The sequence below is a fragment of the Mesorhizobium sp. M2E.F.Ca.ET.209.01.1.1 genome (assembly GCF_004010375.2).
Lineage (GTDB): Bacteria > Pseudomonadota > Alphaproteobacteria > Rhizobiales > Rhizobiaceae > Mesorhizobium.
This window is the reverse complement of sequence record NZ_SADP02000449.1, coordinates 1-366: the sequence shown is the minus strand read 5'-3', so window position 1 is coordinate 366 and position 366 is coordinate 1. Positions and strand designations below refer to the sequence as shown.

The 366-nt window shown below is 69.1% G+C and carries 1 pseudogene; it reads left to right on the top strand.

The annotated features are described in order from the left end of the window. Nucleotides 1-195 (top strand): annotated as a pseudogene (locus EN852_RS36425) (thiazole synthase); the annotation flags it as partial. Between the last annotated feature and the right edge of the window lie 171 nt (nucleotides 196-366).

Genomic DNA, 366 nt, shown 5'->3' with positions numbered 1-366 from the left:
GCCGCAATCGCGATGGAGCTGGGTTGCGACGGCGTGCTGATGAATACCGCCATTGCCGGTGCGCGCAACCCGGTGCTGATGGCCAGTGCGATGCGCAAGGCGGTCGAGGCCGGCCGCGAGGCGTTCCTGGCCGGACGCATCCCGCGCAAGCGCTACGCCAGCGCTTCTTCGCCAGTGGACGGGCTGATCGGCTGATGACCAATCCTTTTGACAGCGCCGGTTCCAAGGCCCCGCCCAAGCCCTTCACCGTGAACGAGGGCCGCCGCGAGGTGCGCAGCTTCGTGTTGCGCCAGGGTCGTTTCACCCCGGCCCAGCAGCGCGCGTTCGACGAACGCTGGCCGCGCTTCGGCCTCGACTACACCGGCC